The organism is Brevibacterium sp. 239c, from assembly GCF_900169365.1.
Lineage (GTDB): Bacteria > Actinomycetota > Actinomycetes > Actinomycetales > Brevibacteriaceae > Brevibacterium.
Map to the genome: position 1 here is coordinate 75293 of NZ_FXZH01000002.1, position 25203 is coordinate 100495.

Here is a 25203-nt window from a genome sequence, read left to right on the forward strand (position 1 = left end):
AGGCTCTTCCGGTGACCCTGCCCGACATATTAGGATCGTGACACACCAAGCGATCCAGAACTGTTGGCGGATACACGGAACCGAGAGGACCACTGATGTCAGAGTCGAGTTTCAACCGGAGCGAACCATTCTCCGAACTCACCGTGTTCGAAGCGACGCAGATCCCCACCGCGGTGGTGGAGGCGAGAAATGTCGCTTTGGAGGACCTACCCTCACTCTTCGACGCCACATTCTCTCGGCTGATCCCGGCCCTGGCCGAGGCTGAACAGGAGATCGCCGGCCCCGCGTTTGCGCTGTACACGCGCCAGCCCAGCGACACCGTCGATCTGGAGATCGGGCTTCCGCTGACTTCGGGGCTGACTCGCGCCCTGCCACTGGGCGAGGAGCTCATCGCGATCCCATCCCAGCTGCCTGGCGGATCAGTCGCAGCTTTGACCCACATCGGTGGATATGACGGATTGGGTGAGGCCTGGGCGGGGTTGATGAAGGAGGCCGTCGATGCCGGGCACCACCCGGATCTGCCGTTCTTTGAGGTCTACGTGACCGAACCGAGGCCTGACATGGACCCGAAGGACCTGCGCACCGACCTCTACCTCGCCCTGTCTTAAGGGCTCGACTCAATTGGCGTCTGAGAAGCCGTCGAACCAGCCGCCACCGTCGCCAGGACCCATGGAGTTGTCGTCGTCCTTGCCGTTGTCCTTCTCATCATCGCCATTGTCATCGCCGCTGTCGTCGCTGCCACCATCGTCACTCGGTGCGGTGGGAATACCGCCTGGGACCGAGGGGATGCCCGGAGACGACGGCTCCTCAGGCGGCTTCTTGGCCACCTTCACCGTGATCTCTGAACCCTGCTTGACCTCGCTGCCGCCAGCCGATGACTGTTCGAAGACCTTCTTCTCTTCCTCATCGGCGGTCTCGACCTCTTCGGTCTTGCACCCCAGTTGGTAGTCGTCGCCCTTGAGGATCTTGCAGGCTTCCTTCGCGGACTTGCCCGTAACATCGGGGACCTCGACCATTCCCGAGGACACGACGAGGTCGACGTTCGAGTCCACATCCACCTTGGAGCCGTTGCCGGGCTTGGTCTCGATGACCACACCCTTCTCCACGTCCGGAGAGTTCTCGGAGATGTGCGTGCCTGCCTGGAGCTTGGCGTCATTGAGGACCTTGCGGGCATCCTCCTCGGACTTGCCGGAGACATCGGGGACCTTGACGCTCTTCGGGCCGGAGGAGATGATGAGCTTCACGACGCTGTCCTCCTCGACTCGCTGACCGCCGGCAGGGTCGGTCTTGATGGCTTTGCCCTCGTCGACGTCTTCGCTGTACGACTCATCCCTGTCGACTCTCAGGCCCTGTTGGATGAGGGCGGACTCAGCCTCATCAGCGTCCAGGTTGGCCACGTCTGTGACCTCGATCTGGACGGGCGGCTCGGGTTTGTTGATCTCGTAGACCCACAGAGCCACGGCAGCCAGGGCGAGCAGCACGAAGATGCTGCCGATCCAGATCCAAGCGCGCGAGCGCTTCGGCGGCGGTGGTTCGTCCTGCTTGGCCATGATCGTCGACACGGCACCAGTCTCAGGGCCCACCTCGGAGTCCTGAGCGTACTGTGGGGGACCCATCATGGCCCCGGCCATCGGGAACGCCTGGGTGCGATCCAGGTCATCGTCAAAGCTCAGAGGGCGACCGTCACGTGCCGCGAGGACATCCTCGCGGAAGATGTAGGCGTCCTGGTAGCGCTCGTCGCGATCTTTCAGCAGCGAATGCATGAGAAGGCGATCGACTTCAGGGGGAACATTCGGATTGTAGAAGCTCGGCGGCTTCGGCGTCTCGCCCACGTGCTGGTAGGCGACCGCAAGCTGTGAATCGCCGACGAACGGGGGCCGGCCGACGAGGAGTTCATAGAGCAGGCAGGCCGTCGAATACAGGTCGGAACGGGCGTCGACGACCTCACCACGGGCCTGCTCTGGGGACAGGTACTGGGCGGTGCCCACGACCGACTGGGTCTGGGTCAGACCGCTGTTGTCCTTCAGCGCGCGGGCGATGCCGAAGTCCATGACCTTGATGTCACCCTCGGGGGTGAGCATGACGTTGGCGGGCTTGATGTCGCGGTGGACGATCCCGTTGCGGTGGGAGTACTCGAGTGGGGCGAGCACACCGGCGACGACGTTGAGCGCCTCGTCGATGGTCAGGGTGCCGTGTTCGTTGAGGACCTCGCGCAGGGTTTGGCCCTCGACGTACTCCATGACGATGAAGGGCACAGAGACGGAGGAGCCGCCGGTCTCAACGAACTCCTCTTCGCCCGAGTCGTAGACTGCGACGATGCCCGGATGGTTCAGACCCGCCGCGGACTGAGCCTCACGCTTGAGGCGCGTGTGGAACGAGGGATCGCGAGCGAGATCGGACCGCAGAAGTTTGATCGCGACGCGCCGGCCAAGCCTGTTGTCGACGCCCTCGTGCACTTCTGCCATGCCCCCACGGCCGAGGAGCGCACGAACTTCGTACCGCCCCGACAGCACCTTGGGTTCATTCATTCTGGTCCTCCGCTTGGTTCACCCACGTCGTGGGAAAGTACTTCGCATGTCAAGTAGATTACTCGTCTTCTCGGCGCATCGTTTCAGCCAAAGATCGACTCGTCCAAGTTCGCGCCGGCACTCGAATTCTCTTTGTCGCCACCGCCGGACTGGTCCCCGCCGCCGTCGGTCGAACTCGACGAACCGGTGTCCGAGCCGTTGCTGCCCGAGTTCGAACTGCTGCCGTCGCCACCGTTGTCGCCCCCATTGGAACCGTTGTCCGAACCGGAATTTGAGTCCGAGCCCTCGTTCGAGCTCGCCGAGTCATTCGAGGCGCCGCTGTTGGAATCGCTGCTCGAGCCGTTGTCATTCGAGGAGGCGTTGTCGTTTGAGCTGCTCTTCTCATTGTCGCTGTCGGAGCTGGAACCGTTGTCGGAACTCGAACCGTTGTCACCACTGGTCTTCGACGGGCTGGGTTCGTTCGTCGGCTCCGGTTCCTGCGTCTTTTCGGGCGGGCCCGATGAGATGTAGAGCGTAACGGTGTCGCCCTCTTCGAAGGTGTAACCGTTCTCGCCCTCGCCCACATCGGCAACGGTGCCCGCAGCGCGGGAGGACTCGATGGTCTGGGTATCGGCTTCCAGACCCTGCTGTTCGAGGTTCTGAGTCGCCGAGGATTCGGAGAGTCCGATGTAATCGCTCTTGTCGATCTCGATTGTCTTCGCAGCCTCGGAGGTCGTGGGTGCGCTGGTGCTCGGATCCGGCTCGGGTTCTGCATTGCCCCCGCCGAGGAAGAACCACAGCAGAGAACCGACGGCGATGAGTGCGATGATCGCGAGGATCCAGATGAGCGCGCGGCCCTTCTTCGACTGCTTCTCGTCGAGTTCCTTCTCCTCTGCGTTCTCCGCATCGAGCTCGCTGCCATTCGCCGCCTCGGCGCCGGCACCCGCGGCAGCGGCACCCGGGTAGACACGAGTCTCGTCGTTGGATGCCGTGACCGGCATCGCCTTCGTCGTCGGCACGGGTTCGGGGTTGTTGAAGACCTGGGTCAATGCCTCGGAGGCGGCGCTGCCCAGACGCATCTGCGGCAGAATCTCCTCTGCACCGGCAACATCGCCTGCGGCCAGCGCATCGGCGGCTCGGGACACGGCCATGGCGTCAGAGGGCCTGCGTTCGGGCTTCTTCTCCAGCAGGCAGTCGACGAAGCGGCGCAGCGGTTCGGACACCGTGTCCGGCAGCGGTGGATGCTGCTGGTTGACCTGGGCGATGGCGATCGCGACCTGCGAGTCACCGGTGAACGGACGTTGCCCGGCAAGTGCCTCATAGGCGATGATGCCCAGGGCGTAGAGGTCTGAGCCGGGGCCCGAGCCCTTTCCTGTGGCCTGCTCTGGTGCCAGGTACTGGGCGGTGCCCATGACCTGTCCGGTCTTTGTCAGCGGAGCCTGGTCGGTGACGCGGGCGATGCCGAAGTCCGTGATCTTGACCCGGAAGTCCGGAGTCATGAGGATATTGCCGGGCTTGATGTCGCGGTGGATGACTCCGACCTTGTGCGCCGCTCCCAGCGCCTGAGCGGACTGGGAGACGATGCTCAGAGTGTCCGTCTCCGACAGCGGTGCACTGCGTTCGATGATCGCTGACAGCGCCTCACCCGGCACGTACTCCATGACCAGGTACGGTGAACCGCCCTCGTCGCCGTAGTCGAAGACTCCGGCGATTCCGGGGTCGGAGGCGCGTCCCATGTTCTGCGCCTCGGCGCGGAACCGGGCGAGGAACGTGGTGTCGGAGAGGTATTCGTCCTTGAGGATCTTGGCTGCGACTTCACGTCCGAGCACGGAGTCCGTGCCCTTCCAGACCTCGCCCATACCGCCCACGGCGATTCGGGATGTGAGCGTGTATCGGTTTCCCAACACGGTGCCTTCGACGGGTCTCATTTTTCGACCACCGCTTCCATCATGTTCTTGGCGATCGGTCCTGCGACCGTCGCTCCATAAGCTTCGTTACCCGCATTGCCGCCGTTCTCCACGACGACCGCCACTGCGATCTTCGGATCATCGGCTGGGGCAAATGAAATGAACCAGGCGTGCGGGGCCGCGCCAGGTCCGTGCTGCGCTGTACCGGTCTTCGCCGCGACCTTCGTGCCGCCCATCTTGGCCACGGAGGCGGTTCCGTTCTCGACCACGCCTTCCATCATCGTGGTCAGCTGATCCGCGGTCTTACCTGAGACTGGCCGGGACTTCTCCGCCGGACGCATCTCCTTGATGGGTTCGAGAGTGTTCGCGTTCAGCACCCGGTCGACAAGCTGCGGCTTCATCATCTTGCCGCCGTTGGCGATTCCCGCTGTCATCATCGCCATCTGCATCGGCGTGGACCTGACCTCGTACTGACCCAGCGAAGACTGTGCCAGCTGTGGTGGATTGAGGTCATCGGGGAACGTTGAGGGGCTGACCTTCAGCGGAATCTCCATGTCCTGGCCGAAGCCGAACTTCTCCGCCTGGTCCCGAATCGCGTCCTGACCCAAGTCCATGCCGAGTGAGGCGAACGAGGTGTTGCAGGATTCGGCGAGTGAGTCTGCCAGAGACGGTTTTCCGCCATTGCGGCAGGCGCCCGGATGGGAGTTGCCGATTGTGGAAGTGGTCTGGGGCAGGTCGAGCTTCGCCGGACCATTCAGGGTCGAATCCGGTTTGTAGTCGCCTGATTCCAGTGCGGCCGCGGCCACGAGGACCTTGAACGTGGAGCCCGGTGGGTACAGGTTGCCGCCGATGGCCCGGTTGTAGGCAGGCTTGCCCTCAGCATTGTTGAGAGTCTCAAAGGCGGACAGTGCCTTCTCGGAGTCATGGCTGGCAATGGGGTTGGGATCCCAGCCCGGCGTCGAGGCCATGGCGAGGATCTTGCCCGTCTTCGGGTCGATCGCGACGGCCGCACCGTTCTGATTGCCCAGTCCGTCCCACGCAGCCTGCTGCACCTTCGGGTCGATCGTGAGCTCCACGGCCGCCCCACGAGGCTGTTCGCCCGTGAAGAGGCTGCCGACCTTGTCGTAGAACAGGGCGTCGGAGTCGCCGGAGAGGTAGTCCCCGGTCGCGCGCTCCATGCCGGAAGCCCCCGAGACGATTGAGTAGTACCCGGTCATCGAGGCGTACGCGCGGGGGTCGAGGCCCTCCGCGCCGTACTTGCGCTGGTACTTGTATTTGTCGTCGACGGGTTCGGAGTAGGCGATCGGCTTGCCGTCGACGAGGATCGGACCGCGGTCGCGAGCCAACTGGTCGAGGACCCGCCGGTTGTTGAGCGAGTTGTTGTTCAGCGAGTCGGCGGTTACGAACTGGATCCAGCTGGTGGAGGAGAACAGAAGGGCGAACATGACGAACCCGACGATGCTGATGTGTGTCAACGGCTTCTTCATCGTTCACCTCCGGTAGTGCCCAAGTTGGTTGTCGGGTCCTCATCGGACCCGGTTGCTGTGAGGTCGGCGGCGCCGAGATTCGTCGTCGGAGCCTCATCGCTGGTGGCGCGTTCGGTCGCGAGTTCGCCGGCAGCGTGTTCGCGTGCCCCTTCGACGCGTTTCGTATCGTTGCGGTTCTCAGATCTCCTCGCCGAGGTGGCGGAGGCTTCGGGGTCTTCCGTGATCTTGAGGACGCCGGTGTGGAATTCCTCCACCGGACGCCGAGCATTGTCGGAGATGCGCAGCAGCAGGGCGATGATCATCCAGTTGGCGACCAGAGACGATCCGCCTTGGGCGAGGAACGGCGTGGTCAGACCCGTGAGTGGGATGAGGCGGGTGACACCGCCGACGACGACGAAGACCTGCAGAGCGATCGTGAAGCTTAAGCCCGTGGCCAGCAGGGTGCCGAAGCCGTCGCGCAGCTGCTGCGCGGTCTTGATGCCGCGCTGGAAGATGAAGAGGTAGCAGAGCAGGATGACGAAGAGTCCGGCCATGCCCAGTTCTTCGCCGAGGCTGGCGTAGATGAAGTCAGACTCCGCATAGGGGACCATATTCGGTCTGCCCTCGCCGAATCCGGTTCCGGTCAGGCCACCGTTGGACATGCCGAACAGGCCCTGGACCAGCTGGTATGAGCCACCGGGGGCCTTGTTGTACTCCTCAGAGGTGAGCGCATGGAGCCAACCGTCCACGCGCTGTTGGACATGGGAGAAGAGTAAGGTCGCGGCGACCGCGCCAGCGGCGAAGAAACCGAGGCCGAGAATGATCCAGGAGACCTTGCTGGTTGCGACGTAGAGCATGGCGACGAACAGGCCGAAGAACAGAAGTGAAGTGCCCAGGTCCTTCTCGAAGACGAGGATGCCGACGCTGGCCACCCAGGCGATGACGATGGGGCCGAAGTCGCGCAGGCGCGGGAATCGGATGCCGAGGATCTTGGGTCCGGCCAAGACCAATTGGTCACGGTAGGACACGAGGTAGCCGGCGAAGAAGATCGCCAGCAGGATCTTCGCAATCTCACCGGGCTGGAAAGACATTGTTTCGGTGCCGATCCAGATGCGGGCACCGTTGACGGTCTTACCCAGGCCCGGGATGAGCGGAAGCATGAGGAAGATCAGCGCGGCGAAGCCGGACACGAAGGTGTAGCGGCGCAACCACCGGTGGTCGGTGAGGAAGAAGAGGATGCCGACAGCCAGCCCCACACCCAGAGTCATCCAGATCAGCTGCGTCATTCCGCTGTTGAGATACTCAGGCCGGCCGAGGTCGACACGGTAGATCATCGCCAGGCCGAGGCCGTTGAGCAGGACCGCAATAGGGACGAGGACAGGGTCGGCGTACTTGGCCTTCCACCACACGACGACGTGGAGGATGAGACCGAGCGCGGCCAACCACGCCGCGTACTGGTAGACGTTCGCGGGGATCGTGTCCTCGGTGCCGAGTCCCACGAGCGCGTAAGCGCTGGTGGATACCGCGATCGCGAGGATCAGGAGGCCGAGTTCAGCCAGGCGATAAGGCCGTGGCCGCGCGCCTTGGTTGGGGTTCTCGGACATTACTGTGACTCCTCAGTGATGGCATCACTGGGAGCGACCGATTGGGAACTCGGTGGTGACGGTGCCGGATCGCTGGGGCTCGTAGAGTCCTCGACATTGCCCGAGACTGTGCCGGACTTGTCGGCTTCCTGACGCAGGTTCTCAATGATGCGCTCGGCTTCGTCGCGGGAATCGGCCTGGATGGAGCTGCGCAGACGGTCCTGTGAAAAGCGGTTGAGGGTGCCGACTTCGATGTCGGTGGTGTCCTCGAGCCTGCTGAGTTCGATGGGTCCCAACGTGGTGTCAAGACCCCGGTAGAGGGTGACCTTCCCATCGAGATTCGTCAGGTAGTAGTGGTTGTTCATGTAGTTGTAGGCGAAGAATCCGCCGACGGCGATAGCGACGATGACGATGGCGGCGATGATCCAACCCAGGTAGGACCGCTTTTCCACCTCGTCGTCGTCAGCGTCGAGGTCATCCTCCTCGGTGGCTTCGTCCCTGTCGGGCGACTCCGCGTCAGTGCGCTGGGAGGGTGAGACCACCTCGGCGTTGGGCTCCTGCTTTTCGGAATCGGACACCGCCTGCAGAGGCACGGTGTCGGTGGGGATGTCGCCGTTGCCGTAGTGGGGCTGGGTCTCGGCGGCGTCTTCGTCGGTGCCAGCGTCAGCGTCGGTGTTCATGCCGATCATGGCGTACTTCGGGTTGAGGTGGACAGAGCCCACGGAACTGCCCTGCACGGTGTCGACGGTGCCCTCTAGAACGTCACCGATGACGACGGTGACGTTGTCGGCGCCGCCTCCGGCCAAAGCCAGATCAATGAGCTGACGGCAGCATTCGTCGGGGTCGGAGACCTCGGCGAGGATGCGGGCGATGTCATCAACGTCGGCGAAGCCGGTCAGACCGTCCGAACAGAGCATCCAGCGGTCGCCGACGTGGGCTTCGCGCAGGGTGAGGTCGAGATCAGGGGAGGCTCCGACGTCGCCGAGGACCTTCATGACGACCGAACGCTGCGGGTGGGTCTCTGCCTCATCAGGGGTGATGCGGCCTTCGTCGACGAGCATCTGGACGAACGTGTGGTCGTGGGTGACTGTCTGCAGCTCGCCGTCGCGCAGCACATAGCCGCGGGAGTCACCGATGTGAGCCAATGCGAAACGATTGCCGGGAGCTCGCAGGAGAGCGGTGACCGTAGTGCCCATGCCGGCGAGCTCGGGCTGTTCGGCGACACCGCGGCAGATACGGTCATTGGCTTCGAGGATCGAGGTGCGCAGGATCTCCAGAGCGTCTTCGCCGCTGGGTTCCCGATCGAGGTCGGCCAGTCGGGACACGGTGATCGCCGAGGCGACATCGCCACCTGCGTGGCCGCCCATTCCGTCTGCGATGAGCAAGAAGTTCGGACCCGCGTAACCGGAGTCCTGGTTGTTCTTACGCACCAGCCCGGTGTGAGACCGGGCTGCTGAACGGAGGGTGATGGTACCGTCGGTCGTCACGATTGGGTCTCCAGCGTCGTATGGCCGATGGTGATCTGGGTGCCGATCCGCAGGCTGATGGGCGAATGCATGGGCGAGCCGTCGACGATCGTCCCGTTCGTCGAGCCCAGGTCTTCGAGGACCCAGGAGCCGTTGGAGGCCACGATTCGTGCGTGATGGCTGGAGGCGAAGTCGTCACTGATGACGATCGTATTGTCCGGTGCGCGCCCGAAGGTCACGGGTGCCCCCGAGAGCGTGACCAAGGTTCCGGCCAAAGGCCCACCGGTGACCCGGATGGCACCCGGATGAGCGTGTTGCTGCACAGGGGCTGGCGCGGGTGTCGGCGCAGGTCTGCTCGGGGCAGGACTCGGCGCTGCCTTGCGGGACGCCTTGCCGCCTCGGCGAGATTTTCTGGGGCCTTTCTTGGCACCGAAGATATCGCGTTTGAGGACACCGGCCACGCCGAGGACGAAGAGCCAGAGGATGATGAAGAAGGCGAACCGGAAGACGGTGACGGTGAACTCGCTCACTGGGCGTCCTGTTCGATCTCGTGGTAGCGCACCTCTGCGTCTCCGGCCATGAGGACATCACCGTCGGAGAGGTTCGCCGAGGTGAGCTTGCGTCCGCGCAGAAGTGTTCCGTTGGTCGATCCGAGGTCGTTGGCGACCGAATGATCGCGTTCGACGGTGATTTCGAAGTGCCGGCGTGAGACACCCGGATCGTCGATGACGTAGTCGGAGCTGGAGGAGGAGCGTCCGAAGACGTTCGTGCCCTGGCGCAGTTCGTAGTCCTGACCGTGGATGGTCACGTTCGCGACTATCGAGCGAGACCTCGAGGGAGCCGCCTGTCGCACTGGTGCCGAGGCCGGTCGGCTTGTGGCCGTTGGTCGGGCCGGCGCAGGTTCAGGGGTGCGCCTGGGTGCGACCGGACGGGAACCGGAGCTGGCCTGCCCTTCGCCCACGATGTTGTGCGAGCGCGACACGGGGTCATAACCACCGCGGTTGGCCGGTTGGGCCGCAGGAGAACCATCGGGACGCTGAGTACTGGAGACGACACGGTACATTCCCGTGTCGAGGTCTTCCGCTTCGACGAATTCGACGGAGACGGGTCCGACGAAGCTGTAGGCCTGCTCCACTGCGTGATCGCCGATCACCTGGCGCAGGTCGGAGCGAAGTTCGTTCTCGAGGCCCGAGAGCCGGTCGAAATCTGTGGGAGACAGCTCAATGCTGTAGTGGTTCGCCGTCAGTGTCCGTCCGCGTGAAACTACCGCAGCCTTGTTATCGGCTTCGCGTCGCAGAGAACCAGCCAGTTCGACCGGTTCCACCTGAGAGCGGAACGCTTTGGCGAAGGCGCCGTTGACGACATTCTCCAATCCTTTCTCGAAACGATCGAGAATCCCCATGGCACCTCCTCATCCAGGTGTCGTGCGCGTGACGAACCGTTCGCCACCAGCCCGGACTAAGAGTCCGGACGAGTCTGTATCAGTGAATCCGCCCTCGGAAAACGACACCGAGAAGGAGACACCAACACCCAATCCTAACGCGGTGAAGCTCTCAACTCACGTCACTAGGTTTTTCGGGACCGAGGTCTGCACGGATTCCCGGCAGTCGTCCAGCTTAGGGAAGGTCACTGAGTACTCCATGAGCCGCTGACGAGCGGGGATGAGTTCTGGGTCACCTGCGATGCGGGTATTCGGGACAGCGAATGTGAACGTCGACACGTTTCGGGCGTTTCGGGTGACCTCGGTTTCATTCTTCCCGGCCGCGATGCTAGAGTTTTCTCTTGTTCGCGCGAGTGGCGGAATTGGTAGACGCGCTGGCTTCAGGTGCCAGTGATCGCAAGGTCGTGGGGGTTCAAGTCCCCCCTCGCGCACAGTGAACAACAGCCCTTCACCGGGACCCTTCGGGGGCCAAGGTGGAGGGCTGTTTCGTGTGTGGAAGTGTTCGGAGGCCTGGACCGGGGTCAGCTTCCCGAGCGTCGGGACAGTTCCTCGACGTTGATTCCGCGCAGACGGCAGAATTCGCCGAGGCGGCCCCGCGTGAGCAGGTCTGTGCGGGTGAGGTCTTCTGCCGTCTTGGCTCCGAGCAGGGCGAATAGCGCCCTGGTCTGAGACTGCCACGTGTTCACCACTTCAACGAGACGGTCCGCGCCTCCATCGAGCACGGCTTGGAGGAACGTGCCGGCAACCCCGACGGCCCGCGCACCGCAGGCAAGGGCCTTGACGACGTCATAGGGGTTGCGCACCCCGCCGGAGGCGAGGAGCACGGGCCCCTGGTCGGGGGAATCGAGCAGGCAGGCCAGGGCGGATTGGCCGAATCCGGAGAGCATCGAGAAGTCCTCGGCGCCGGCGCGGTCATTCTCGATACGGAGGAAGTCCGTGCCGCCGGCGCCGCTGACATCGGCGAAGCGCACGTCGATCGAAGCCAGCAGCTCCAGCGTGCGACGGCTGAGCCCGAATCCGACCTCCTTGACGATGACCGGCACGGGGCAGGATGCGACGATCTGTTCGAGCCCGTGTGCCCATTCGGAGAAGTCGCGGGTGCCCTCGGACATCGCGGTCTCCTGCACCGGGTTGATATGGATCTGAAGGGCGTCTGCCTGCAGCAGGTGGACGGCACGGCGGGCATCCTCGGCGCTGCGACCAGCACCGAGGTTGGCCATGACGAAGCCGTTCGGGTTCTCCTCGCGGATGATCGTGAAGCCCTTCGCCGCGTCCGAATCGTCGAGAGCCACACTCATCGAACCGCAGGCCATCGGCAGCCCGGTCTTGGCGGCCGCGATCGCAAGGTTGCGGTTGATCGCCGCCGTCGTGTCGGTGCCTCCGGTCATGCCATTGACATAGAAGGGCGTCGGCCAGGTCCACTCGCCGAGGCGGACGCTGAGGTCGACCCGTTCCGGGTTCGTACCTCCGAGGGCATGGTGGATGAACTCGAGATCGTCGAAATCGGTGCGCCGCGGCGCTTCGGACTGCTGCTCGGAGGCCAGCCGGACGTGATCGTCCTTGCGTGTCGCGCGGGCGGAACGGGCCTGGGGACTCTCAGAAGTCATCGATGCTGCCTTCGGGTCGGTGCGGGGTCAGGCTGAGCCGGCGGATGCCGTGGCGCTCCCACTCGCGGAGGATGTCGATCGTGGGCAGTTCGGCGTCGGAGAGGGCGATGCCGCAGTCTCCTCCGCCGGCGCCTGAGGGTTTGGCCGCGGCACCGTAGGTTTCGGCGATATCGCACAACGCGGCCAGCTGTTCGGTCTCGATCTGGCTGTCGGAGGACTCGCCGAGTCGCTGCAGCAGTCGGCGTGCCTGCCGGATGCGGTCGAGGGCGCCGATCGCATCATCCTCGTCGAAGGCGGCGACGAGTGCATTGACCGCGAGCCGGCTCTCGTCGGTGAACGACTCGAAGGGACGCGCCTTCTCCCTGCCCGGGGTGTGCACGCGCTTGACGAGATGGTCAGTCGAGGCCGGGGAACCGGTCCAGCCGACGAGCAGGTGCAGGGAGTCAGGTGGGCTGACGCGGGTGGCCCCTGACCCAAGCCATTCGCTGCAGTGCAGCGCCGAGGCGACTCCGTGGACTTCGCGGTGGAGTTTCAGGGCCGCGCGGTCGGGTGAAGAGTAGCGGATCCACCCTCCGAAGGTGCTCGCTGCGAGATCCCCGCCCGAGGCGTTGGGAGAGATGGCGATCGTGGCCAGAACAGCGAGCTTATAGCGTTCGGTCCGAGTCAAGCCCAATGTGTAGAACTCGTCGAGGGCGGCGATCGTGGCAGTCGTGACCGCGGCCGAAGAGCCGAGACCGAATTTCCGTCCGCTGGCATCGTCGAGCTCGCTGGAGATATCGAGGTCGAAGTACCGCGGCGGTGTCCCCATCTCTGCCCGCAGCTCTTCGACGACCGAGATCGCAGCGAGCACATAGTCTGTGGGCCGGTGGTCGAGCACGATGCTCTGGCTGTCTGCCTCGCGGAACCAGACCAGCGGGGTCTGACCGTATTCGCTGGAGTGGATGCGGCCGGCATCTCGGCTTTCGGTGAGCCGGACGGTGATATACCGGTCCACGGCGACGAGCACGGCGGGTTGGCCGGGTTCGACGACGGCGTATTCGCCGGCGACGAAGAGCTTGCCTGGTGCACGCGTCTCGATCATGAGATCCCCTCTGTCGCTGCGGGCACCTCGGAACCCTCGGGCAGCGGATGGGCTCCCGGTCCGGGGCCGACGATTCGGAGCTCACCGAGTCCGTCGAGGGCCGCAGCCACGGCCTCGGCGTTCTCTGGTCGTACGAGGACGATGACATTGGGCCCTGCATCTGCTGTGGAGTAGGCCTCAAGTCCGTTCTCGCGTAACTTCTCGACCGCGTCGAAGATGGCCACGCTCTGAGGCCGGAGGAACCGGATGGGCGGAGTCGTCGACTGAATGAGAGCATGCATTCTCAGTGCATGCGACTCCGTGATCTCACCAATTCTCGTGAAATCGCCATCTCGACAGGCGTCGATCATTGCCGCCAGGCTGTCCTCGGTCGAACTCACCCAGGCATCGTAGAAGGGAGAGGTGGCGGCGGTCAGGCGCATGGCTGCGCGACTCGACACCGGTTTTCGACCCCGGTCAACGGTGACGACCACCATCCGCATATCCGGTGCGTCGACGGGCTCGGCGTACGAAGCCTGATCATCACCCGCGTGCCACACGGCCACCCTGGGCACGACGGAGCGGCAGGCCGAGCCCGAGCCGAGCCGGGCGAGCCGGCTGAGAGCGCGGGTGTCGAGGTCGAGCTCGAAGGCAGCGGCGGCCGCAGTCGCAAGGGCGGCGAACCCGGATGCAGATGAAGCGAGGCCAGCTCCCGTGGGCACGGAGTTGCGCGAGCGAACGATCACCGGCTGCTCGGAGCCTGCGAGGGAACGGACGTGGTCGAGAAACGCGGTAGTGCGTCGTGTCTGCTCCTCGTCGGCGGGTTGGCCGTCGAGTTCCAAGCTGTCGGCATCACCGGCAGGATTCGGCACGACCGTGGTCGTCGTTTCGAAGGCGTCGAGCGTCACCGACAGGCTGCCCGCCGCCGGGAGAATGCGGGACTCGTCGCGCTTGCCCCAGTATTTGATGAGGGCGATGTTCGGATAGGCGCGGGCGGTTGTGGTTCTCATGTCGTGGATACCTCCGTTGTCCAGGTGCGCGGTGCTCCGGCGGTGCGAAGCGCGAGCGCCAAGCGTTCGGCCTGTTCGTCCGAGTCGGCGAGAGCGAGGACGCAGCCACCGAGGCCGCCTCCGGTGAGTTTGGCGCCGTGCGCTCCGGCTCCAAGGGCTGCCTCGACGAGCGCATCGAGGGCCGGGCTGCTGACTCCGATGCTCCTCAGCAGCTTGTGTGCGTCGAGCATTCGCGACCCGAGCGTGGCGCGGTCGCCGGACCGAACGTCATCGACCGCGTGCTCCGTGAGTTCCGCGAGGTGGGAGATCGCGGTCTCAACGATCTTCGGCTGTGCGGCGCGAAGTTCGCGAACCCCGGCGACCGCCTCGGCGGTGGAGCCTTGCAGGCCGGAGTCTGCGACCACGAAGATCAGTCGCCTGCCGACGTCGATCGCTGCGGCCCGACCGCTTTGGAACCTTATGGGCACCTGAGATGCGACAGCCCATGCATCGATTCCGCTGGGGCGACCGTGCGCAACAGATTCCGCCCTCGCCACGACGGCGTGGAGAGCGTCACGGTCGAGGACCTTCCCACGGAGATCAGCCACTGCCCGTGCGATCGCGGTGGCAACTGCGGCGCTCGATCCAAGGCCGCGACTATGGGGAATCGCACTGCGAATGCCGACCTGGACCTCGGCGGTCTCATCACCTGTGGCCTCGAGGGCCGCGCACAGTCCGGCGACCACGGGCCCCATCTGAGGTGGTGCCGCCTGGGCAGTGCCGGAGAACAGTTGGCTGTCGATGCGCGTCTCCCGACCAGGGGTGAGGCGAATGTCGGCCTGTGCTCCGAGTCCGTGAAGAGGGACGGCGAGTGCAGGGGCTCCGTAGACCACGGCGTGTTCGCCGAAGAGTATCGCCTTTGCATGGGCGTGGCCCTCTGCTGGATTTCCGAGCCCAGCGCCTCGCGCATTGGAGGGGGCGCTTGGGTCGGTCGGAGAGGAATTGTGCATGCGGCGCGAAGTCAGGGGGTGTCGTCGCGGTCGAGGTCGATCGCTGATGACCTCGTGCAAGGGGCGTGATTCTGTGTTTCGGTCATGGTTGTTCCATCCTATGCCGTAATCCGGTTCTGCTGCCGGGCGAGGGCACGGAGACGAGACCGGCGACGGAAACCGCCTATGCCTGTCCGAGCAGACTGCTGAGTACCAAGCCCGATCAGCAAGGAGGCTGACCGGATATGGACCATCTCTGAGGAGCTGACCGGGGTGGGGTTGTCGGTGAAGTGAGAAATCGCCCTGAGTCCTGGGCGCACAGTCTGCCGAGGTCAATCCTGACAGCGCTCGCCAGCACAGCCGTCGGCCTCGTGCTCGCCGGTGAGCACAGACACCGGTGCGGCGCAGCAGGCATCCCCGCGCCATGCTTCGATGCCCTCTCTGATGGCGAAGACGGCGATCACGAGAGCAGCGACGGAGTCCGCCCATGCCCACCCGATGATGCTGTTGAGCAGCAATCCTGCGAGCAGAGCGGCAGAGAGATACGTGCAGATCAAGGTCTGTTTGGAATCTGCGATCGCCGAGGCGGACCCGAGTTCGCGACCCGTGCGACGTTCGAACCAGCTGAGGAACGGCATGACGAGAAGGCTCAGCGCGGCGATGACGATGCCGACGGTGGAATGCTCTGGATCGCGCCAACCGGTCAGGGAGGCGATCGCATCGACGCTGACGTAGATTGCCAGGGCGAAGAAGGACACCGCGATCACGCGCAGGGCCGTCTTCTCCCTCCGCTCGGGGTCGGGCGCTGCGAATTGCCATGCCACGGCTGCCGCGGAGAGGACTTCGACGATCGAGTCGAGCCCGAACCCGATGAGAGCCGCCGACGAGGCTGCCCCACCTGCGATGAGAGCCACAACGGCTTCGATGACGTTCCAAGTGATGGTGATGGCCACGACGATCCTGATGCGTCGACGCAGAACCTGTACGCGTGGTGGAGCTATGGGAACAGCCGTGTTGCTCACGCCTTGGTCCCACTGTCATGGTCCTCGGCAGGTTCGCGATCGCAGCAGCCGGGCACGGTGCAGGAGGGGTTGAGGCAGGGGGCGCTCTCGTCGACTGCGAGAGTGACGTCGAGCAGACTGTTGAGGGCCGAGCTGATGTGGGGATCCGCGATCTCGTATCTGGTCTGTCGCCCCTCAGCCTCGGCAACAACTATTCCGCATCCGCGCAGACAGGCGAGATGATTTGAGACGTTCGTCCTGGTCAGATCCAGATCGCGCGCGAGCTGCGCAGGATATCTGGGAAAGTCCAACAGCGAGAGCAGGATTCGCGAGCGGGTTGAATCGGCCATGGCTCGACCCAGACGGTTCATCACGTCGACGCGAGAAGCAATAGTCAGCATATACTGACCATACAGTATACGCTGACCTATATCGATAGGGCTGAACGTATATGTTGGCCTGTTGGATCACCTTCCGGGTCGCATGACTGCAGAGAGCATGCGCAGCGGTCTGACTCCCGGATCGATGTCCGGGTGAGCGCATGCGCCCAGAAGTTCGAGGCGTCGATCAGGCAGCACGTCCTTTCGTGTATTGAGGGCAACCCGATAGAGCCACCCCCTCGAGATTCGTCGGGACTCCGCGCTCCCGCCACACATCCACGCCGCGTTCGGGAGCCGAGCTCAGGGCTGTACCCAGTGACCGTCTATATAGGAGACTGCCGCCGCTCTGACCTCGACGACTCCATAGCTGGTCCCGGGGAACTTCTCTGCCCAGGCCAGGGTCGCGTCTCGGCTCTCGACGTCGATGACGAAGACTCCGGCCAGCGCCTCCTTCGTTGCTGCGAAGGGACCGTCCTCGATGACGACACAGCCACCTCGGCGAGTGATGGTTGTCGTCTTTGCCTGCGGTTCGAGCATCTCGGCGGCGACGAAGACTCCTGCGGAGTAGAGAGCATCGGCGTAGTCGGACATCAGCTTCTGCATCTCTTCGATCACCTCGGGGGAGGGCTGGTGGCCGACTTCGTGGGGTTCGGGTGCGTGGAAGACCAGTGAGCAGCGCATTGTTTCGCTCCGTTCATCTCATGTGCGACCGCGTTTCGGTCGCTCATCATTGAGACGACTGAGTACACGTCGATTCGACACGTTGAGGACTATTATTACCGGAATTCACCTGTTGCGCGAGAGCCTCAGCGCTTTGCAATCGTCCGCCGCAGCAGAGGAGTCACGCGATACTCCACCATCTGCTTCATCGACACCAGAGTTCGTGTGCGTTCTGGTGGGGCTGGCGCCGGACCCACGGTCGCGGCCACGTCCATCCTTCGCAGTACTGTTGAGGCATGACCAACCCAGCCACCGACATGCCTGAATGGTGCGTGATCGGACGTGCTCCCGACAGCGCCCTCGGCGGCGTGCGGGGTATGGGGTCGAAGATCGCCGTCGTCGACCTCGACGGTGCCCGACAGCGGATCGGCAGCCACCACCTCGGCGCCGATGAGCTGCCCAGGTTCGTGCGCGAATGTGAAGCACAGGGGCGGCCGAGGTGGGTCTTCAGTGACACTCCGAACTGGTACCCAGCCCTGCTGGCTGCCGGTGTGCAGATCGAACGCTGCTATGACCTGCGGCTGGCCCACGCGATCCTCATGCGCTCGGAACTCGTGAGCGACCGCAGCGACGTCGCCGGCGCCGAAGAATGGGACGCGGGCCCAGTGAGCGCACCGACCGCGCCGGAGGCGGAGGCACTGTTCGAGGTCACCGAGCGACGCAGCCACATCAAAACGGTCCCGCACGACATCGAGTCTGCGCTGGCCGAATTCGCACGTCAGTCCACGGCCCTGCAGACTGCCTCCGATCCTGGTCGGCTGCGTCTGCTGCTGGCCGCGGAGTCCGCCGGTGGGCTGGTGGCCGCAGAGATGCAGGCGGCCGGGGTGCCCTGGGACGTTGCCGAACACGACCGCATCCTCGCTGAGGAGCTCGGACCCCGTCCGGCCCGCGATGCGAAGCCGGCCAAGATGCTCGCCGTCGCCGAGGAGGTGCGGACCGCTCTGGATGATCCGCGGGCAAATCTGGACTCCCACGTCAAACTCCTCCACTCTTTGCACAGTGCCGGAATCAACGTCGCCTCGACCTCGAAATGGGAGCTCGAACAGAGCGAACACCCGGCCATCGCACCCCTGCTGCAGTACAAGAAGCAGTCTCGTCTGCTCTCTGCCAATGGTTGGCATTGGCTCGACGAATGGGTCAGCGAGGGTCGGTACCGTCCCGTCTACGTTCCCGGAGGCGTCGTCACCGGACGCTGGGCGGCCAGCGGTGGCGGGGCCCTGCAGATTCCCCGTCAGCTGCGGCCGGCACTGCGTGCGGACCCGGGGTGGCGTCTGGTCTCAGCCGATGTCGCCCAGCTGGAGCCACGCGCACTCGCCGCCATGTCCGGTGATCGGGCCATGGCCGAGGCCGGGCGTGGCCGTGACCTCTACTCGGGCCTCGTCGACGAAGGCATCGTCGCCACCCGGCAGGAAGCGAAGATCGCCGTGCTCGGCGCGATGTACGGTTCGACGACGGGTGACAGTGGTCGGCTCGTGCCCCGCCTGCGCACTAGTTTCCCCGCCGCAATGGGCCTGGTCGACTCCGCCGCCGAGGTGGGCGCGGCCGGAGGCGTCGTGTCCACATGGCTGGGTCGAACCTCTCCGGTGCCAGGCGAAGGCTGGCGACGAGTCCAGTCCGCGGCCAACCAGTTCGACGCCACACCGGCGGATGAGAACCGGGCCCGTCGTGCCGCCGGTGATCAAGGCCGCTTCACCCGCAACTTCGTTGTTCAAGGCACCGCCGCCGAATGGGCGTTGGCCTGGTTGGCCGACCTGAGACTGCGGTTGTCACAGCTGCCGAGCGTCGATGACGGGAACCCGGGCACCGCGTCGGCGGGGGAGCCGGTGGGTCACGTGGCCGCAGCCTCGGGACCGGTGTTCTCCCGGCGGGCTCACCTGGTGTTCTTCCTTCACGATGAGGTCATCGTGCACGCGCCGGCCCAGCAGGCCGAAGCCGCGGCGGAAGCGATCAGGGAAGCGGCCGCCTCGGCGGGGAAGCTCCTATTCGGCAATGCACCTGTCGACTTCCCCCTCGACCTCACGATCTCCGAGCGGGCCGCGAAGGACTAGGGGACGGCAAACGACTAGCGGGCGACGAACCGGCAGCGGACTGTGCAGGGACATCAGCTGTCGCAGAGATCACGGGTGGGCCCCGGAATACGCGACAGATAATCGGTGCTGCATGTAAGGTATCCGCGGCCCCGCAGCGGAGTCGCTACAGCACTCGGAGTCGCCACAGCACAGAGGAGTTTTCATGACCTTCACCGTCAAAGCACTGCAGAAGACCGGCCCTGACGAGCCCTTCCGCGTCGCGAACATCGAACGCCGCGATCCTCGGCCCGATGACGTGGTCATCGACATCAAGGCCGCCGGGATCTGCCACAGTGACATCCACACCATCCGCAATGAATGGGGTGAGGCGAGCTTCCCTCTGACCGTCGGCCACGAGATTGCCGGCGTCGTCGAAGCCGTCGGCAGTGATGTCACCGGTTGGAAGGTCGGCGACCGGGTGGGCGTAGGCTGCATGGTCGATTCCTGCGGCGAATGTGAAGAATGCCGCGCCGGACAGGAACAGAACTGCCTCAACGGCAGCGTCGGCACCTACAACGCCCCTGACGTCGACGGCACCATCACCCAAGGCGGCTACGCCGAGAAGGTCGTTGTCAACGAGCGCTTCGTGTGCCGCATTCCCGACGCCCTCGATTTCGACGTCGCAGCCCCACTGCTCTGCGCCGGCATCACCACTTACGCTCCGCTCAACCGTTGGGGTGCAGGTGAAAGCAAGGACGGTGCACCCAAGAAGGTCGCCGTTCTGGGTCTCGGCGGACTCGGCCACATGGGTGTCCAGATCGCTGTCGCTATGGGGGCCGAGGTCACCGTCCTTTCCCGCACCCTGAATAAGGAGAAGGCGGCGCTCGAGCTCGGCGCGAAGCAGATGCTCGCCACGACAGGCGATGACTTCTTCAGCCAGCACCGTGGAGAGTTCGACCTCATCCTCAACACGATCAGCGCCGGCATTCCCGTCGACAAATACCTGAGCCTGCTCAAGCCGCGCGGAGTCATGACCGTCGTCGGCCTGCCTCCGGAGAAGCAGCAGCTGTCCTTCGCCTCCGTCATCGGCGGCTCCAAGGTGCTGGCCGGATCGATGATCGGCGGCATCGCCGAGACCCAGGAGATGCTCGACTTCTGCGCGAAGCACGACATCGCGGCGAAGATCGAGACCGTCGGCATCGACGAGGCGGATGCGACCTACGAGCGCGTCGTCGCCGGCGACGTGTACTTCCGCGCCGTCATCGACACCGCGGACTTCGAGGGCGCCGAGGTGGTTGCGAACGTCTGATCGTCTCACCTAGGCGGTCACCGTTGGCCGGGGGTCGACGGGTGCGCAGAATACGAGGACTGCGGGAGACCGCAATGCATGTGCTGCCTTAAAGATGTACGGGTAGTCTGAATCGCATGACAGGCAGGCGTGGGCGGATGGGCGATGCGCCCCTTGTGCTGCTGATCCTCTATACCCTGTTCATCGGCTTCGTGACCTTGACCCCGATGCAGCTCGACACCGGCCCTGCTGGCCCGATCGGCAGGCTGCTCCAGTTCTTCGCCGATCATCAGGTGACATCGTGGCTGACCTATACGCTCGTCGAAAAGTTGGCGAATGTCGCCATGTTCGTTCCGTTCGGGTTCCTGATCGCACTGCACAAGGGTCGCAGGCGCTGGTGGGTCGGCTGGGTGGCCGGCGCGGTGTTCACCTGCCTGATCGAGGGAACCCAGGCGACACTGCTCTCACCCACCCGCTACGCCACGATCAGCGACCTCATCACGAACACGCTCGGGGCCGGAATCGGTGCTGTCCTCGCGCTGGTCCTCATGATCCTGCTGCCCTCGCGAGGCGACCCGGACGAGACCGACCGCGTGGTGCGTTGAAGACGGGCGTCTCTGCGGCCTCAATCCTCAAGCTCGACGATCTCAGCTCACGTAGGTGTGCTCTTCGGATCCTCGTTTTCGAGGGCGCCGATGCACAGGTCGAGAGCCTCGCCGAGGTGGGCCTTCAGTTCGGGAGCGAGTGTGGAGACCATGAGTGCGGAGATCCTCTCGACCCGTTCGACGGCCTGATCGAGGGCCTCGCCTCCCTCGGTGGTCAGGGTCGTCGGCAGGGCCCTGCCTGTTTCGGCCTTCGTTGCACGCGTCACGAGACCACTGTCCTGCAAACTTCTCAACAGGGTGTTCATCGTCTGTCGGGTGACGAATGCCCCGCGGGCGAGTTCGGAGTTCGACGCTCCCGGGGACCGACGCAGCAGCTCGAGGCAGGCATACTGCGGGGTTGAGAGGCCCAAAGGCCGCAGTGTCTCGTCCATGCGTGAGCGCAGGACCGACTGCAGGTGCTTGAGCTGGTAGCCGATCATCGCTTCGAGGGCGCCGGGAGCAATTGACTCTTGACTCATGTAAGTATTCTGACATACATTGATTATGTCAGCACACTGACATTGGAAGCAGGAACAGGAGATTGGAGCGATCATGACAGTGACAGGACCGGATTTCCTTGCACTTCAAGTACGAGACCTTGAGAAGGCGGCCGAATTCTACGAAACGCAGATCGGACTCAAGCGGGCGCCGACAGCGCCTCCCGGTGCAGTTCTCTTCGCCACCTCACCGATACCATTCGCCGTCCGTGAGCCTCTGCCCGATGTTGATCTCGACTCGGTCGAGCGACCAGGCACCGGAGTCGCACTGTGGTTCAGTTGCGATGACTCACAGGCACTGCACGATAGTCTCGCCGCCTCAGGCGTCGAGATTCTGCGTGCGCCCGCGCCGAGTCCCTTCGGGCTGACCTTCACCTTCGTCGATCCTGAAGGTTATGCGGTGACGGTCCACGACGCGAGCTGAGCACTACTTCTCGCGATCGCCCAAGCTGTCGCCGAAGTCATCGTCGGCACCATCGTCTGAATTGTCGTCCGTGGTGTCGTCGGAGTCGTCGTCAGAACTGGAGAAGTGCGGAATCCAGCAGGAGACACGTGCAGCGTAGTCGTCGTACTCGGCGCCGAAGCGCTGACGCAGGTCGGCTTCCTCGTGCGGTCGGATCAGCCAGTTCCACAGCAGGGATCCGACCAGGGCGTAGACGATGACCATCCAGGAGCCGATGAAGATGCCGATCGCCACACCCTGGCCGATGCCGGCGATCGCCATCGGGTTCCGGACGAAGGCGTAGGGGCCACGGACGACGAGGTGGTTCGCCATCGCGGCAGGCAACGGCGTACCCGAACCGAAGTTCGCCACGGCCCGCGCCGACCACACGCCCAGGACGCTGAAGAGGGCAAGGAGGGCGAAGCCGGCCACGATCACGAGGATCGGGAACTTCACCGCCAGGTTCCAGCGGTCTTCGAAGGAATTGATGATCGCGGGCAGTACCACGAGGAACACACCCCAGAAGATCACCAGTTGGATCGTGGTCCGCACCAGCAGCTGGCCGCGGATGCGGGTGTGCGAGCTGCGGAAGGCGAACGGACCGGCAATGAGCCGATCAGACGGAATCTTTCCGAGGATCATGAGTGTCCCGGCGATGACGCTGCCGAGTGCGGCGGCCACCATGAGGACTGCGCCCAGTCCCGCCTCGGTGGTCACGGTGGCATAGATGACCATGAAGACCGCGACGAGGGTGGTCCAGGAGGCGGCGATCCACACGGCCCAGCGGAAGTTGAGGGCTGACAGGGCAGAGCCGATGACGAAGAGCGGGATGTCGATGATGGAGACGAGCAGCGGGTCGAGGCCGCCCAGTGTCGCATCGCACACTGCAGGCAGAGTGATGACTCCGAGCCACCAGGCGGCTCCTGCAAGGGCCTGGAGGGCGAAGTACATTCTGCCGTGGAAGATTCGCAGCGGCTTGTCCGGCGTATGGCGTTTGTTGTGCCTGATCCCGGTGACCGGCTTCTTGTCGGTAGGGCTCATGCGAACGCCGTCCCTCGGAAGCACACGGACGTGGGTCCGCCGACCCAGACTTCACCGTCTTCCTGGGAGATCGAGATGACTCCGGCTCGTCCCAGCACTGTGCCCTGGGTGACGGTGTACTTCGACGGTGCCAGGCTCGAACCGATGAGCCATTGCGCGACCGAAGCGTTGAGGCTGCCCGTCACAGGATCTTCGGCGACCCCTGCGCCGGGGACGAATGCACGGATCTCGTACTCATGGTCGCTGTCGTCGGGGTGGGAGCCCAGCACGCCGAGTTTGATGTCGGGAATCTGCGAGAAGTCGGGCTTGAGGCCCAGGACCTGCTGCGCACTCGTCAGTCTCACCGCTGCCCAGCCGGGTCCGTTGTCGACCCATTGGTGACCGAGGATCTCGGCGCGCTCGATGTGGAGTGCTGCGGCGATCTGCTCGACTAAGCCTTCGTCGAGGTCGCCGGTGCGAATCGGGTCGGGAGCGGCGAAAGATAAGGTCTGGCCACCTCGGCGAAGGTTGACGAGCCCGGCACCGCACTCCTGGACCACTGTTCCCTCGTTGCGCGGAATGCCTCCGGCCTCGAGCCATGCGGCCGCCGAGCCGAGGGTGGGGTGGCCTGCGAAGGGGAGCTCACGGGCAGGTGTGAAGATTCGCAGGCGGTAATCGGCGCGAGGGTCACTGGGTGGGAGGACGAAGGTGGTCTCCGAGAGGTTCGTCCAATTCGCGATCCGAGCCATGTCCTCATCGGTCAGCCCGTCGGCATCGAGGATCACAGCCACAGGGTTGCCGCGATAGGGCTCGCTGGAGAAGACATCGACTTGGGCGAAAGCTCGATTATGGGGCAAGAGGGGACTCCTTTGTTGAAAGGGCGCTGTTTCTTGGGGGTGCGCACTTCCTATGGTAAGGGTGCGACCTCGTGGAACAGGCACTGAGGAGGAGTGGGGCGTGTGGGACCTTCCTCACTGCGGCTATCGGCTGAGCGCGGCGGCAATCCGGTCGGGCGACAAAGCCGCGTCGATGGCTAGACGAGCTGCACCCAGGATCGCGGCATCTCCGGCCGCCCGCGATGGGGCGATCGTCAGATGCTCGGTCGACAACGGGATGGAGCGCGCATAGACGACTTCGCGAACTCCGGCCACGAGGTGTTCGGCCGCTTGAGCCATGGTCCCGCCGATGAGAATGAGCGAGGGATTCATCAGGCTCACGCAGGTGGTGAGCACCTCGCCGAGGTCGCGGCCGGCTTGACGGACCGCCTGTATCGCCTGCAGGTCACCTGCCTTGACGAGTCCCACCACGTCGGCCGGTGTCGTGGCTGCCAACCCCGATTGTGCTAGCTCGCGAGCGATCGCCCGTCCAGAGGCGACTGCCTCCAAGCATCCGCGATTGCCGCAGGCGCATGGAATATCGGCTGCGCGAGGTAGGGCGACGTGGCCGATGTCTCCTGCGGCGCCGTGGGATCCGCGGCGCAGAGAGCCGCCGGAGATGATTCCGGCTCCGATGCCGGTCGCGACCTTGACGAAGATGAGATCGGTGGTGTCGGGCCAGGCCGATGTCTGCTCACCGAGGGCCATGATGTTGACGTCGTTGTCGACGAGGACCGGGGCGGAGAACGTCTCTTTGAGAGCTCCTGGCAGATCGAACCGGTCCCAGCCGGGCATGATCGGCGGATTGATCGGGCGCCCGGTTGAGAACTCGACCGGTCCGGGCAGCCCGATGCCCACCCCGACCACGTCCGCGGAGCTTCGGTCGGCCTCCTCGAGCAGACGCAGCGCCGAGGTGGTCAGCCACTCGATGGCACCGACAGGTCCCTCGGAGATCTCGCGTTCCTCGCCGAGCTCCGCAAAGACAGTGCCGGTCAGGTCCGTTACCGCCAGCCGAGCGTGTGAGGCACCGAAGTCCGCAGCGACGACGACCCGAGCCTGAGGATTGAAGGCGAACTGGGAGCTCGGACGGCCCCCTGTGGATACGGCGTCACTGACCGGGGTGATGAGCCCGAGGCTGAGCAGTTGGTCGATTCTCTGTGCGACGGTGGGACGCGAGAGGCCGGTCGATTGAGCCAGATCGGCCCGAGTCCGCGGCTGTCCGTCACGCAGAAGCTGGAAGAGCCCGCCGGCATGCGACAGGTCTGGGGCTTGCGAAACGGTCGCCTGGTTCATCCCTTCAGTAAAACACATT

23 protein-coding genes and 1 tRNA gene are annotated in these 25203 nt (G+C 64.4%); 6 read left to right on the forward strand and 18 right to left on the reverse strand.

Annotated elements, in window-relative coordinates:
• The first annotated feature begins 95 nt into the window (after window positions 1-95).
• On the forward strand, window positions 96-608 hold the full coding sequence (locus BSP239C_RS02175) for a GyrI-like domain-containing protein (protein WP_101569990.1): 513 nt from the start codon (window positions 96-98) through the stop codon (window positions 606-608).
• Window positions 609-617: 9 nt separating this feature from the next.
• Here BSP239C_RS02175 and pknB read toward each other — a convergent pair whose 3' ends face one another.
• From pknB to BSP239C_RS02210, 7 genes are all read right to left on the reverse strand, one after another.
• The gene (gene pknB / locus BSP239C_RS02180; RefSeq protein ID WP_101569991.1) at window positions 618-2528 is read right to left on the reverse strand and encodes a Stk1 family PASTA domain-containing Ser/Thr kinase; all 1911 of its coding nucleotides are present in this window, start codon (window positions 2526-2528) and stop codon (window positions 618-620) included.
• A gap of 83 nt (window positions 2529-2611) precedes the next feature.
• Window positions 2612-4435, reverse strand: a complete 1824-nt coding sequence (locus BSP239C_RS02185; protein WP_101569992.1) for a protein kinase domain-containing protein — start codon at window positions 4433-4435, stop codon at window positions 2612-2614.
• Window positions 4432-5901, reverse strand: a complete 1470-nt coding sequence (locus BSP239C_RS02190; RefSeq protein WP_101569993.1) for a penicillin-binding protein 2 — start codon at window positions 5899-5901, stop codon at window positions 4432-4434. Before BSP239C_RS02190 ends, BSP239C_RS02185 begins: the two co-directional genes overlap by 4 nt.
• Window positions 5898-7484 carry an FtsW/RodA/SpoVE family cell cycle protein gene (locus tag BSP239C_RS02195; RefSeq protein WP_101569994.1) on the reverse strand — a complete coding sequence of 529 codons (1587 nt, stop codon included), beginning with the start codon at window positions 7482-7484 and terminating at the stop codon, window positions 5898-5900. The genes BSP239C_RS02190 and BSP239C_RS02195 overlap by 4 nt, the downstream gene beginning before the upstream one ends.
• Window positions 7484-8950: a PP2C family serine/threonine-protein phosphatase gene (locus BSP239C_RS02200; protein ID WP_101569995.1), complete on the reverse strand. Its 1467-nt coding sequence runs from the start codon at window positions 8948-8950 to the stop codon at window positions 7484-7486. The genes BSP239C_RS02195 and BSP239C_RS02200 overlap by 1 nt, the downstream gene beginning before the upstream one ends.
• Window positions 8947-9459, reverse strand: coding sequence for an FHA domain-containing protein (locus BSP239C_RS02205; protein ID WP_101569996.1), 513 nt, complete (start codon window positions 9457-9459; stop codon window positions 8947-8949). The genes BSP239C_RS02200 and BSP239C_RS02205 overlap by 4 nt, the downstream gene beginning before the upstream one ends.
• A complete protein-coding gene (locus tag BSP239C_RS02210; RefSeq protein WP_101569997.1) occupies window positions 9456-10331 on the reverse strand; it encodes a DUF3662 and FHA domain-containing protein in 876 nt (291 codons plus the stop codon). The genes BSP239C_RS02205 and BSP239C_RS02210 overlap by 4 nt, the downstream gene beginning before the upstream one ends.
• Window positions 10332-10717: 386 nt before the next feature.
• Here BSP239C_RS02210 and BSP239C_RS02215 point away from each other — a divergent pair.
• Window positions 10718-10801, forward strand: a tRNA-Leu gene (locus BSP239C_RS02215).
• A 90-nt stretch (window positions 10802-10891) separates the two neighbouring features.
• Here the strand turns inward: BSP239C_RS02215 and fni are convergent.
• From fni to BSP239C_RS02255, 7 genes are all read right to left on the reverse strand, one after another.
• Window positions 10892-11977: a type 2 isopentenyl-diphosphate Delta-isomerase gene (gene fni / locus BSP239C_RS02220; protein WP_101569998.1), complete on the reverse strand. Its 1086-nt coding sequence runs from the start codon at window positions 11975-11977 to the stop codon at window positions 10892-10894.
• On the reverse strand, window positions 11967-13058 hold the full coding sequence (locus BSP239C_RS02225; RefSeq protein ID WP_101569999.1) for a phosphomevalonate kinase: 1092 nt from the start codon (window positions 13056-13058) through the stop codon (window positions 11967-11969). The genes fni and BSP239C_RS02225 overlap by 11 nt, the downstream gene beginning before the upstream one ends.
• Window positions 13055-14047, reverse strand: a complete 993-nt coding sequence (gene mvaD, locus BSP239C_RS02230) for a diphosphomevalonate decarboxylase (RefSeq protein WP_101570000.1) — start codon at window positions 14045-14047, stop codon at window positions 13055-13057. The genes BSP239C_RS02225 and mvaD overlap by 4 nt, the downstream gene beginning before the upstream one ends.
• Window positions 14044-15036, reverse strand: a complete 993-nt coding sequence (mvk, locus tag BSP239C_RS02235) for a mevalonate kinase (protein ID WP_180958892.1) — start codon at window positions 15034-15036, stop codon at window positions 14044-14046. The genes mvaD and mvk overlap by 4 nt, the downstream gene beginning before the upstream one ends.
• A gap of 311 nt (window positions 15037-15347) precedes the next feature.
• The gene (locus BSP239C_RS02240; protein WP_101570002.1) at window positions 15348-16037 is read right to left on the reverse strand and encodes a cation transporter; all 690 of its coding nucleotides are present in this window, start codon (window positions 16035-16037) and stop codon (window positions 15348-15350) included.
• Window positions 16034-16417 (reverse strand): helix-turn-helix transcriptional regulator, encoded by a 384-nt coding sequence (locus BSP239C_RS02245; protein ID WP_101570003.1) that lies wholly within the window; start codon window positions 16415-16417, stop codon window positions 16034-16036. Before BSP239C_RS02245 ends, BSP239C_RS02240 begins: the two co-directional genes overlap by 4 nt.
• A 279-nt stretch (window positions 16418-16696) precedes the next feature.
• Window positions 16697-17077: a YciI family protein gene (locus tag BSP239C_RS02255; RefSeq protein WP_101570004.1), complete on the reverse strand. Its 381-nt coding sequence runs from the start codon at window positions 17075-17077 to the stop codon at window positions 16697-16699.
• Window positions 17078-17352: 275 nt separating this feature from the next.
• Between BSP239C_RS02255 and BSP239C_RS02265 the strand changes: the two genes are divergently transcribed.
• The 3 genes from BSP239C_RS02265 (at window position 17353) to BSP239C_RS02275 (ending at window position 21018) form a co-directional block, all read left to right on the forward strand.
• Window positions 17353-19164, forward strand: a complete 1812-nt coding sequence (locus BSP239C_RS02265) for a bifunctional 3'-5' exonuclease/DNA polymerase (protein WP_101570005.1) — start codon at window positions 17353-17355, stop codon at window positions 19162-19164.
• A gap of 184 nt (window positions 19165-19348) precedes the next feature.
• Window positions 19349-20434, forward strand: a complete 1086-nt coding sequence (locus BSP239C_RS02270) for an NAD(P)-dependent alcohol dehydrogenase (RefSeq protein ID WP_101570006.1) — start codon at window positions 19349-19351, stop codon at window positions 20432-20434.
• Window positions 20435-20550: 116 nt separating this feature from the next.
• Window positions 20551-21018 carry a VanZ family protein gene (locus BSP239C_RS02275; RefSeq protein WP_257930023.1) on the forward strand — a complete coding sequence of 156 codons (468 nt, stop codon included), beginning with the start codon at window positions 20551-20553 and terminating at the stop codon, window positions 21016-21018.
• 47 nt (window positions 21019-21065) lie between these two features.
• Here BSP239C_RS02275 and BSP239C_RS02280 read toward each other — a convergent pair whose 3' ends face one another.
• Window positions 21066-21536: a MarR family winged helix-turn-helix transcriptional regulator gene (locus BSP239C_RS02280; protein ID WP_101570008.1), complete on the reverse strand. Its 471-nt coding sequence runs from the start codon at window positions 21534-21536 to the stop codon at window positions 21066-21068.
• Between the two features lie 73 nt (window positions 21537-21609).
• On the opposite strand from BSP239C_RS02280, the gene BSP239C_RS02285 reads away from it, so the two are divergent.
• Window positions 21610-21978 (forward strand): VOC family protein, encoded by a 369-nt coding sequence (locus BSP239C_RS02285; RefSeq protein WP_101570009.1) that lies wholly within the window; start codon window positions 21610-21612, stop codon window positions 21976-21978.
• A gap of 3 nt (window positions 21979-21981) precedes the next feature.
• Here BSP239C_RS02285 and BSP239C_RS02290 read toward each other — a convergent pair whose 3' ends face one another.
• The 3 genes from BSP239C_RS02290 to BSP239C_RS02300 all read right to left on the reverse strand — a co-directional run bounded on the left by BSP239C_RS02290 (window position 21982) and on the right by BSP239C_RS02300 (window position 25184).
• Entirely contained in the window at window positions 21982-23037 is a 1056-nt protein-coding gene (locus BSP239C_RS02290; protein WP_101570010.1) for an isoprenylcysteine carboxylmethyltransferase family protein, read from the reverse strand.
• The gene (locus BSP239C_RS02295) at window positions 23034-23873 is read right to left on the reverse strand and encodes a PhzF family phenazine biosynthesis protein (protein WP_101570011.1); all 840 of its coding nucleotides are present in this window, start codon (window positions 23871-23873) and stop codon (window positions 23034-23036) included. Before BSP239C_RS02295 ends, BSP239C_RS02290 begins: the two co-directional genes overlap by 4 nt.
• Before the next feature lie 123 nt (window positions 23874-23996).
• Window positions 23997-25184: an ROK family transcriptional regulator gene (locus BSP239C_RS02300; protein ID WP_101570012.1), complete on the reverse strand. Its 1188-nt coding sequence runs from the start codon at window positions 25182-25184 to the stop codon at window positions 23997-23999.
• Window positions 25185-25203: the final 19 nt, after the last annotated feature.

What these genes read in the sequence shown, in the direction of transcription:
- mvaD (WP_101570000.1), bottom strand. Translation starts at nt 14,047, where the DNA reads ATGAGAACCACAACCGCCCGCGCCTATCCGAACATCGCCCTCATCAAA.
- BSP239C_RS02290 (WP_101570010.1), bottom strand. Translation starts at nt 23,037, where the DNA reads ATGAGCCCTACCGACAAGAAGCCGGTCACCGGGATCAGGCACAACAAA.
- BSP239C_RS02285 (WP_101570009.1), top strand. Translation starts at nt 21,610, where the DNA reads ATGACAGTGACAGGACCGGATTTCCTTGCACTTCAAGTACGAGACCTT.
- BSP239C_RS02255 (WP_101570004.1), bottom strand. Translation starts at nt 17,077, where the DNA reads ATGCGCTGCTCACTGGTCTTCCACGCACCCGAACCCCACGAAGTCGGC.
- pknB (WP_101569991.1), bottom strand. Translation starts at nt 2,528, where the DNA reads ATGAATGAACCCAAGGTGCTGTCGGGGCGGTACGAAGTTCGTGCGCTC.
- BSP239C_RS02210 (WP_101569997.1), bottom strand. Translation starts at nt 10,331, where the DNA reads ATGGGGATTCTCGATCGTTTCGAGAAAGGATTGGAGAATGTCGTCAAC.
- fni (WP_101569998.1), bottom strand. Translation starts at nt 11,977, where the DNA reads ATGACTTCTGAGAGTCCCCAGGCCCGTTCCGCCCGCGCGACACGCAAG.
- BSP239C_RS02280 (WP_101570008.1), bottom strand. Translation starts at nt 21,536, where the DNA reads ATGAGTCAAGAGTCAATTGCTCCCGGCGCCCTCGAAGCGATGATCGGC.
- BSP239C_RS02225 (WP_101569999.1), bottom strand. Translation starts at nt 13,058, where the DNA reads ATGATCGAGACGCGTGCACCAGGCAAGCTCTTCGTCGCCGGCGAATAC.
- BSP239C_RS02270 (WP_101570006.1), top strand. Translation starts at nt 19,349, where the DNA reads ATGACCTTCACCGTCAAAGCACTGCAGAAGACCGGCCCTGACGAGCCC.
- BSP239C_RS02190 (WP_101569993.1), bottom strand. Translation starts at nt 5,901, where the DNA reads ATGAAGAAGCCGTTGACACACATCAGCATCGTCGGGTTCGTCATGTTC.
- BSP239C_RS02265 (WP_101570005.1), top strand. Translation starts at nt 17,353, where the DNA reads ATGACCAACCCAGCCACCGACATGCCTGAATGGTGCGTGATCGGACGT.
- BSP239C_RS02300 (WP_101570012.1), bottom strand. Translation starts at nt 25,184, where the DNA reads ATGAACCAGGCGACCGTTTCGCAAGCCCCAGACCTGTCGCATGCCGGC.
- BSP239C_RS02275 (WP_257930023.1), top strand. Translation starts at nt 20,551, where the DNA reads ATGACAGGCAGGCGTGGGCGGATGGGCGATGCGCCCCTTGTGCTGCTG.
- BSP239C_RS02245 (WP_101570003.1), bottom strand. Translation starts at nt 16,417, where the DNA reads ATGCTGACTATTGCTTCTCGCGTCGACGTGATGAACCGTCTGGGTCGA.
- BSP239C_RS02185 (WP_101569992.1), bottom strand. Translation starts at nt 4,435, where the DNA reads ATGAGACCCGTCGAAGGCACCGTGTTGGGAAACCGATACACGCTCACA.
- mvk (WP_180958892.1), bottom strand. Translation starts at nt 15,036, where the DNA reads ATGCACAATTCCTCTCCGACCGACCCAAGCGCCCCCTCCAATGCGCGA.
- BSP239C_RS02175 (WP_101569990.1), top strand. Translation starts at nt 96, where the DNA reads ATGTCAGAGTCGAGTTTCAACCGGAGCGAACCATTCTCCGAACTCACC.
- BSP239C_RS02195 (WP_101569994.1), bottom strand. Translation starts at nt 7,484, where the DNA reads ATGTCCGAGAACCCCAACCAAGGCGCGCGGCCACGGCCTTATCGCCTG.